7 protein-coding genes and 1 pseudogene are annotated in these 9414 nt (G+C 58.8%); 3 read left to right on the forward strand and 5 right to left on the reverse strand.

All coding sequences use genetic code 11. The features are described from left to right. Nucleotides 1-8: 8 nt before the first annotated feature. The 4 genes from NDI65_RS10800 to NDI65_RS10815 all read right to left on the reverse strand — a co-directional run bounded on the left by NDI65_RS10800 (nucleotide 9) and on the right by NDI65_RS10815 (nucleotide 5549). The gene (locus NDI65_RS10800; RefSeq protein WP_089780751.1) at nucleotides 9-1295 is read right to left on the reverse strand and encodes a PQQ-binding-like beta-propeller repeat protein; all 1287 of its coding nucleotides are present in this window, start codon (nucleotides 1293-1295) and stop codon (nucleotides 9-11) included. 126 nt (nucleotides 1296-1421) lie between these two features. Continuing rightward, entirely contained in the window at nucleotides 1422-2795 is a 1374-nt protein-coding gene (locus tag NDI65_RS10805) for an ATP-binding protein (protein ID WP_042665786.1), read from the reverse strand. 265 nt (nucleotides 2796-3060) lie between these two features. After that, nucleotides 3061-3711 (reverse strand): hypothetical protein, encoded by a 651-nt coding sequence (locus NDI65_RS10810; RefSeq protein ID WP_089780753.1) that lies wholly within the window; start codon nucleotides 3709-3711, stop codon nucleotides 3061-3063. A gap of 665 nt (nucleotides 3712-4376) precedes the next feature. Then, on the reverse strand, nucleotides 4377-5549 hold the full coding sequence (locus NDI65_RS10815) for a PQQ-binding-like beta-propeller repeat protein (protein ID WP_310893649.1): 1173 nt from the start codon (nucleotides 5547-5549) through the stop codon (nucleotides 4377-4379). 266 nt (nucleotides 5550-5815) lie between these two features. Here NDI65_RS10815 and NDI65_RS10820 point away from each other — a divergent pair. The 3 genes and pseudogenes from NDI65_RS10820 to NDI65_RS10830 form a co-directional block, all read left to right on the forward strand. Further along, nucleotides 5816-6370 (forward strand): annotated as a pseudogene (locus NDI65_RS10820) (DDE-type integrase/transposase/recombinase); the annotation flags it as partial. 832 nt (nucleotides 6371-7202) lie between these two features. After that, entirely contained in the window at nucleotides 7203-7976 is a 774-nt protein-coding gene (locus NDI65_RS10825) for an IclR family transcriptional regulator (RefSeq protein WP_089780757.1), read from the forward strand. Between the two features lie 197 nt (nucleotides 7977-8173). Continuing rightward, nucleotides 8174-9127 carry a mannonate dehydratase gene (locus NDI65_RS10830; protein WP_226908778.1) on the forward strand — a complete coding sequence of 318 codons (954 nt, stop codon included), beginning with the start codon at nucleotides 8174-8176 and terminating at the stop codon, nucleotides 9125-9127. 149 nt (nucleotides 9128-9276) lie between these two features. Here the strand turns inward: NDI65_RS10830 and NDI65_RS10835 are convergent. Beyond that, on the reverse strand, nucleotides 9277-9414 hold a 138-nt coding region (locus NDI65_RS10835), incomplete at its 5' end, for an integrase core domain-containing protein (RefSeq protein WP_310893653.1).

Here is a 9414-nt window from a genome sequence, read left to right on the forward strand (position 1 = left end):
ACCGGAGACTACTGCAGCGAATAGACCGTACCCTTTGCAGACCCGACGTAGACATGATTGCTATCAGCCGACAGATCGGTAAGCTGGGAACCATCCTCGAACGCCCACTGCTTCTCACCTGCCGATACATCAAGCGCGAACTTGAATCGGTTCCGCGGGTCGTCTCTCCCCCACGAGTCGACGTACAACGAGTCACCTATCGTCACAGACGGTACCACACCCTCAACGCCCTCGTTGGGGGTCCACGTCCAACTGAGAGTACCGCCCTCAGTATCGAACGCTCGCACCGTTCCGCCACCGGCAAAGAGAACATCGTCCTGAACTGGTACCCGTGGGACGAACCCTGACTCGGCTGCTTGCCACTGTTTTTCACCGCTTTCCGGGTCGAATGCGGCGATGTGTTGGCCGCCGACATAGAGAGTGTCACCGTGGAGCGTCGTCGACGTCGCGACCCAGTCGTCGCGACTCCACGTCTCCTCACCCGTCTCGCTATCCAGCGCAATGAGCTTTCCACGGGTATCGCCCTCGTCGGCAACGAAACAGACTGTTTCGTCGGTCGCTGCAATCGTCTGGTACGAATAATCTTCGACCGCTGCAGTCCACCGCTGCTCACCGGTTGCTGTATCGTACGCATAGAGGCGACCGTATGTGGGAACGTAGATCGTCTCAGCGGTCAAGAGTCCGCCAGACGGGTCGCCGATCTCGCCGGACCACCGCTCTGCTCCGTCAGCGACGGAGAGCGCGTAGAGCGTCTGACCGGCCTCCTCAATCGCGTCGTCTTCGGTCCCGACGTACAGCACATCCTCGGTAACGCCGAGAATTTCCAGCCACCATGCCTCGGGGCTGAACGTCCACTCCACGGTTCCGGTTTCGGCGTTGAGGGCGACTACGCCGTGGTTCTCGAACAAATCGTTCTTTCCAACAATGACGAACACCGTCTCGCCGACGTGGGCCGGCGAACCACGGAGTTCGGTGTCCGCGTCATACGACCACTGTTTGCTTCCATCAGTAGTGTTCAGCGATTCGAGAGACCCGGACTTCGTTCCCACGTAGAGACGATCTCCGGTACTCGTCGGGGGAGTCGTGATTTCTGACCCGACCGTTTGCCGCCAGACGACTGGGGGGTCTGGCTGCGTGGGTTGGGTACGTGCGGTCGTCTCCGTTCCCGTTTCTGTCCGGGCCTCGGTCCCTGTCGTCGTCTCCGCAGGCACCTCGGAACCAAGACAGCCAGCAGTTCCGAGCCCAACGGCGGCGGCACAAGCACGAAGGAATCGGCGACGGTGAGGGGAGGGCATCTACTATCAGTTTCGTGTTGGCTGTTAGATATTTTGTGGTCGGCTGATGGAATGCAGCGGCGTACGGCATCGCGTATTTTGGACAGAGGACCGGCCGTCCCGTACGGAGGACAAAAACGCGGGAGCCTACTCGAACAGCGCCAACACATCTGACGGGGTGAATAGATGGACGTCCTCACGCTGCGCTGCGCGCTCCACGAGTTCGTCCGTGAAACCGGACCGCGAAAAGAGCCCGTACGCAACGTCTCGGTCGGAACCTTGCCAACGCACGTCCGGTTCAGTCGCTTCGAGGTCGTCTAGGAGTGACCGGCCAACGGGGCTAGTGGTCCATTTGCATTCTCCGAGAAACAGCGACTTCGCTTGCGGATTCAATCCGACCACGTCGATTTCTTGCTCGCTGTACCACCAGCGACCGACTCGGGAACTGGAAACTGGGAACGACGGCGCTCGGGCGGCTTGTCGGCAGACCTCTTCAAACGCGAAGCTCGTGTGCGTCGGTACTGTTTCAGCAATCGATTCTCGGACGGGTTCCGTTCGCCCTTGTTCGAGTGTTCCCCGGTTCGGCGAGACGTAGCGGAACCAAAACCGGACGAACTGGTCAGTCAGTTTGTAGACACCGCGTCCGTCGGGATCTGTGACCGGCGTTTCGCGCTCGACGAGCGCTAACTGAGTCAGGTTTTGGAGATACCGTGAGATGCCGCTTGCCTTCTTATCGATGCTATTCGCGATGTCGGTCACACGAGTTGCACCGTTGGCAATCGCCTCAAGAATCGCCATGTAAGTGGTCGGTTCCCGGAGTTCCTGTCGGAGGAGGAATTCGGGTTCCTCGTAGAGGAACGCGCCCTTGGAGAGGATGTGCTGTTCGATGTTCGAAAAGAGGTCTTGAGTCCCGTCAAATTGCTCTAAGTACGCCGGCACCCCACCGAGAACGCTGTACGTCTGGATTGTCGCATCAGCATCATACCGAGGGAAGAATTTCGAGACGTCACCGATGGTGAGCGGTTCGAGTCGCCACTGTCCAGTTCGGCGTCCATAGAGCGGACTCTCGTAACTCAACACGCCTTCTTCCATCATCGATATCGACGAGCCGAGGAGGACGATCGAGATGTCTGTGTCAGCGAGCACCTCGTCGACGATAGTCTGGAATACCGACGGGATGGTCTCGTCCTCCCCTACGAGATAGGAAAACTCGTCTAACGCGACGACAAACGGGCCGTCAGCCCGTCCCTTGAGATATCGAAACGCATCCAGAAACGTGTCCACGTCGGGTGGAACATCGTCGAAGTGATCCGCGCACTGTCGTGCAAACTGCGTTGCATTGTGTTGCGGTCCTCGCTGGTCGCAAAGGTAATATTGGGTCTCCTGTTCGAGCGAATCGAGTGCTGTCGTCACGAGCGTCGTTTTCCCAACTCTACGGCGGCCGTACACAACGAGAAACTGCCGGTCATCTCGTTTGAGATGTGAGGTCAGCCATTCTAATTCCCGCTCTCGGTTAATCATTATGCAGTAGATTATATTATCCCGTGCATAAAGATTGTGGTGAGGCGTGACGCAGCCTGGTGCGCCCCGCAGCCACCGGGAGCGGAAAAACACCGTCGTCGTCGATGTGGACCTCGACGAGCGGCCGGACACGGATGTGAGTTCGGAGACCGCATAGAACGTAACTTGGCTCGGCTGTAGCCAAGGCAGGGTTCGCGCGTACCGTATCATCGTGGTTCCGACGTCGAACCGTGGAGCCGAAGTTCAAGTAGAAACGAGCTACGGGCTACGCTTTCGAGGGCGTACCGTTGCGACGGCGGCCGAACAGACCGCTAATTTTCCGACTGATCGTTCCGAGCGTGAACCCGACCGTCCCGAGGGGAATACCGAACAAGCAGGCGAGGAATACGGCAGTTCCGAGGGTCTCCAGCGGACCGACTGTCTCGAAGTGCATCCCCGTCGCACCGAAGAGTCGGTGGAGTTTACTCGGCGAGAAGTGTTCGACCATCATCCCATAGCGTGCGAGACCGATCCCAAATATCGGCCCCATAGTGAGACCGATTGTGGGCACTAACCCGGAATTTCTGGCGGCGAAAGCTGCAGCGACCGCGACCAGCACGACGATGCCAATGACCGCAATCGCGTTCGGGTCCGTCGCGTTTAACGTCCCCAGAACCCACTGTTCAACGCGACTGTAGCCGTACGTTGCGGCCACCAACGGTCCGGTCACGATTGCCGCTATCGGGGCCGAGAGGACCGCCGCAACTGAGGTCCTCCGTCGTCGGCCGACTACCCCGTGCCAGATTCGCTTGAGCAGAGGTCGACTCGTAACGGTTCCTTGTAACCACGTGTATAATACCGAGGTGGCGGCGACGAGTTTCCCGAGGGCGACTCTACCGCCGGAGAGTACTGAAAGGCCGTCTCTCTTGGGGGCCATGTCAGTACGTATGTGTAATCGATGTGAAATAGTTTTGGCTTCTGCGAATCATCCCACAACCCTCTTTGGAGACGAACAACCCACTCGTGGATCGGTTCGGAGGAACTGGGGCCTGTGGAGAGGACTTCGCCATTGCGAACGACGTACCGCTTCGCCAGCAGCAGGACGCGATGGTTCGTTAGTTCCGGATCGGTCGAGACGGCTCTGTTGGAACCCCCAGCAGGAGTCACACTTTGGCTTGCCGTGGACGGTACAGAGGATGAGTCTATCAAAAAAGAATATAAACTGACGGTTTCAATCGAGAGACATGAGTGACCGCTCTCAATCGGGGAATCTGAGTGATAGTGCGTTTGACTTCGGTCTTCTTCTCGTTTTATTCGGGGGGTTTCTTATCTCGGGTCGAGACCTATTCGCGGCGGATTCAAACGCGTTTGGTCAAATTGGACTCCTGATTATGGTCCTGGGAGTGAGTGTCGGGTTCGTTGGCCTCGCCGGTGATCTGTCTTCATGAACGAGACGGTGTGATATGTAGGGCGGTTGCGAGATACGCAATACTCAGCGAGCGGTTGTTTCAGGCAATACGTCTCTGAAGAGGAGGGTTTCAAGAGGGCCGTCGAGGCGCATCCCTAATGGAAGACGCCGAAGCACGACTACGGGGGCGATTCCTAGCTCTCTCCGAGTGCAACCACGCTTCCGTCTGACTCGGGTGAGAAAATCGCCTCTGGAGTCACGATTACACGACCCGCGCCACCGGAGGTCGTGCTCCACCGCTCGTCCCCGGTTGCCCGAGATACCGCGACAAGCCGTTTTTCGCTTCGGATGAGTACCGTCTCGCCGGCGACAGTCGGAGTTCCCACCCGCTCTCCGGGAGATTCGTACGTCCACGCGTCCTCCCCATTCCAATCGATCGCTTGGACCGTGTCCCCGGCGGACACGTACAGGTGTTGACTGTCGACCGCGATCTGTTGCACCCCAGCATCGGGGATGTTGAACGACCATTGGCGTGTTCCATCGGTGTCGAACGCAGTCACGAGTTGATGACTCTGCACGACGACACCCTCGGGATGGGCTACCGGCCCACCAGTCACCGCGCGTGTAGATTCGACCCATTCTTTTTCGCCCGTTGTGGCGTCCAGCGCAACGAGGCCGGTCTTTCCTGACCGCGAGCCGAGGTAGAGCGTCCCATCGAGAACGGCGACTGGTTCGGTGAATGTTCGCCCACCAGCCTCCGCATCGACGTGGTGTGACCACCGCACAGACCCGTCCCCGACTGAGAGAGCGCGGACGCGACCGCTCCAGTCGGGGACGTAGACGACTCCATCGGCAATCGTGGGTGGGGCGGTGAGTCTGGCGTCGATGTCGACGAGCCAGTCCTCGTCACCGTACCGCGTCTGGAAGCCGATGATACGACCTTTTTCGAGCGCCCGCTTGGCCGTCACGACGATGTGATCACCACGTACTGCGGGTGGTCCGTTCGGCTCCGACCGAAGTGGCACCTGCCATCGTTCCTCGCCTGTCGCCGCGCGCAACGCGTGAATCCGATACCGATGGCGTGCCGTATCGGAGATTGCGTCGACGGGAAGGTAGAGGTGCCCAGCGCTGATAGCTGGTGTGCCAGTGGCCCGTACCTGACTGAGGTCGGTTTGCCAGACCGTCTTCGGGTCCGTCGGACCAGACGCCACCCGTCGAGTGTGACCGGGATTTCGACCGCTCATCGGCCACGTTCCGGCGACGTCTCCGAAATCTCCCGAGGGGCGAGACGGCGAGAGACAGCCAGCAAGCGCAATACTTGTGGAGCCGAGGGCTGTGAGGAGTTGGCGGCGCGTGTGGGAGGGCATGAGGGCGGGTTCTTTCCGAAAATACGTTAATTCGGGGGTGATATGCTGCTCGAAAGTCGAAATCGCGTATCTGTGTAGCGGCTGCCGCACTGGCCTAATCCGATTTGACGTCGTCCAGATAGGGTTTCAAGAGAGCCAGATATTTCATTGGCAAATCTGAGTCGTATCTCGGGGAGGAAGACAGACATAGAGCACTCAGTGACAAGTTCCCCACTGTGGAGGAACAAGTAACAGAAGTATGATAGTTGATATTTTCCACGTATCGAGGCCTTTCACTTAGAGAGACAGAAGTGAGTCTTCGGCTTCTCGGCATAGTTCGTTTCAGGCGACCCGACAGTAGGTACACCGAGTGGCTAACAGCGTTTCTGACCCGCCGAAGACGCAGCTAAGCGGGTCGCGGTCGACGAAACCGGCGTCAAGATCAATAGCGAGGATTCTTGGACACAAACTACAATATATCGGTTCGAAAGTGGTCCTTGACGTTGCGCTGTTCGAGCGTCAAGGGACTGGTTTGATGGCTACGTTTCTCCACGGAGTCCGTGAGAAACACGACTGTTCAGAGTCGGCGTTCCCGGATGACACCATCGAATATCAGACTACATTCTTTCGATTAGGGGAAAACTGTCCGGGAGACTACACAGACCGAAATCTGATTAAAAATCGATTCACACGTTCAAAATGGGAGTTGACCGTTTTCACAGTTCATGGGAGAGCAGTCGGCTGAGCGTCCGCTAGGCTCTTGCAGTATTCACTCATTACTAACTCTTCAACGACCACATCAGTCGTTCGACGGAAGAACGCCGTTTCAGGGGGCCAACTAGACGGTGAAATCGACAAAATGTATGATTCACTAGTATTTATCCAGAATTGACATATATATGATATTTCAGAGTCATTGCGGTCGCGACACCGCGCTTGGCTGCACCGACGTTCGGCCGCTGTCGGACGGGAGGTCATCGACGTCGAACTCGTTCGCAGGCTCCTCGCCTACACCGGTCGGTATACCGACCACGTCGTCGCCGGCCTGTCCGGCGAGAACGCACAGGATATCCCGGATACGTAGACGACTTCGGGCGCAGTGACCCCGAATTGACGGCGCAAAGTGATTACCGTGACAGTCTTAGCGCTGTAATTACAACTCACTGAAAACGAATTACTCAAGCGGATGCCCGGGGCCACCCATGAGTTACACGGGTAGGCCTGCTATGCACGGCCGGCCCCATCCGAAGCGACGTCGCAGGGACCGGTGTGTCATCGGGACGCGAGCGGCGGAGTTCGCGTGCACCGTCGGTCCGTTTCGTGCTGGTGAACCCGCCAGGAACGGAAGTCGGCGGCTGAGTCGGGCTGTCCGCGGTGGACCGCAGTTCTACTAATAGTAGAGTCAAGCAATGCGAGCGAGCGGCTCCGTACCCGGTGCGCCGCGCGAGCACAGGTGTCTAATTGAGCGGGAATCGAAGTTATCCCGTCGAATCACCCACCGATTCGGATTAATTATGAATATTCGTAAATCATCGGAGAGACGCCACACGGTACCGGTACGACGGCAGTGAGGGGAAACCCCACGTTCGACGGCGTTGGTCGCGGTAGCTACCGGCTTCGCGGGGCGCTTCCACCATCAGTAGAATTTATCTGTCCCGCTCCGAAAGGCGAACTATGGCACCCAACGAAAGCGAAGACGGTGGTAAGCGCGTGAAGGCGGTCATGCGCTCGTACCGGGTAATCGGTGTTCTGCGAGAGCAAGGGACGGTGCGGATTAACGACGTCGCGGACGCGCTCGGGGTGCCGACCAGTACCGCGCACGTGCATCTGAAAACCCTCGAAGCGGCGGGGTACGTCGTCAAGGACGAACACGGGTACCGGCTCGGCCTTCGGTTCCTCCGCGACGGAAGCGTCACCCGGGGGCGCTTAGACGTGTACGACGCGTCGCGGTCCGAAATCAAGGACCTCGCGGAGTCGACCGGCGAGGTGGCGAATCTCGGCGTCGAAGAGAACGGACAGCGGGTCATCGTCTACCAGGCCGAGGGCGACAAGGCGGTGTACGACAACGCGCCGATCGGCGAGTTCACGCACATGCATTGGACCGCGCTCGGAAAGGCGATTCTCGCGGAACTCCCCGGCGAGCGGGTGACCGAAATCGTCGACGAGTACGGGCTTCCGGCGAAGACCGACCACACGATCAGCGACCGAGACGCGCTCCTCGAAGAACTTGAGGCGATACGGGAGCGGGGTTACGCGCTCGAAGACGAAGAGCGGAGAGACGGGATTCGGTCAATTGCGGTCCCGTTAGTCAGCGACGGGACGGTCATCGGCGCGGTGTCGCTTTCTGGACCGAAAGAGCGGTTCAACGACGACCGAATCGTGGACGAGCTGTTCCCAGCGCTCAGAGACCGGAAGAACGTTATCGAGGTCAAGTACGCGTACGACTGAGCGCAGTCCACCCGGTCGTTTCACCGAGTCCAACGAACCCGTTCCACTATGAGTGGACCACAATCTCACGAAGATACGTTATAGACCTAGAACTGGTGAGAGAGGCGCTATCGACGTCGATTCGTGGACTCGGCGGACGACACCACCGTCATCTGTGCGAAACGCTTTTAGTCGGAGTGAGTCTGGAATGTGAGTGTATGAATCCAGCAGTGATGCTGCCCCCCTCCCCGGACAGACGGTGGACCCTCACCAAGCAACTCGGCGTCGAAAGCGCCGTCGTACGGTTCTGGGGCGTCGACGAGTGGTGGGAGTACGAGACGTTACTCGAAACCCGAAATCGGTTCGCAGACCACGGATTCTCGCTGGACGTCGTCGAGGACCGCCCGCCCATGGAGCGAACGGTCCTCGGTCAGGAGGGTCGAGACGAGGAGATCGAGACGGTGAAACGACTGCTTCGGAACATGGGACGCCTCGGCATCAACGTGTACTGCTGGGTGTGGACGGAAAACCCCGTCGGCGTCATCAGAACCTCCGATTCGATTCCGGACCGCGGTGACTCGCTCGTCACCGGGTACGACCACGAGTGGCTGGAGCGCGCCGAGGACCACCCCGCGGCGGGCATCACCGAGGAAGAACTGTGGGACAACCTCCAGTACTTCCTGGACGAAGTCGTGCCGGTCGCCGAGGAGGCGGGCGTCAAGATGGCGCTGCACCCCGACGACCCGCCGGTCGAGGAGCTTCGGGGAGTCCCCCGCATCGTCACGTCGCTCGAACGGTACGAGCGCGTCTTGGAACTTCACGAGAGCCCCAACCACGGCGTCACGTTCTGTCAGGGGAACTTCGCCGCGATGGGCGAAGACGTACCGTCGGCGATTCGACGCCTCGGAGAGAAAATTCACTTCGTCCACTTCCGCGATGTCGAAGGGACACCCGAGTCGTTCGTCGAGACGTGGCACGACGACGGGCCCACGGACATGGCGGCGGCGATGGAAGCGTACCAAGACATCGGTTTCGACGGAGCGATTCGCCCCGACCACGTCCCCAAGATGCTCGGCGAGGAGGACCGAGCAGAAGCGCATGCGGGGTACACTGACATGGGCCGACTGTTCGCAATCGGCTACATGAAGGGCCTCATCGAACGCGGACGGTAACACCGTATCCGACCGGTCAGCCTCATCTTGCCTCCCCCGACCGGTGACTACCGGCGACTGCGACGAGTGACGAGTCGAACTACCCGGAGCAGATGAGATCTATCCTATGATATATTATTAAAATGAATTATTGCGATAGATGGCACTGTCTAGTTAGTCGCCTCCTCGACCGGTGTTCGTCCGTCGAGCGCTTGATGCGGTCTTTGAAAGTTGTAGTATTGCACAAATTGTATGAACCACTCGCGGACGCTTCCGTGACTGCCCACCCACGAATTATGGAAGCGGTC

This window comes from Haloferax sp. S2CR25 (genome assembly GCF_031624535.1).
Classification (GTDB): domain Archaea; phylum Halobacteriota; class Halobacteria; order Halobacteriales; family Haloferacaceae; genus Haloferax; species Haloferax massiliensis.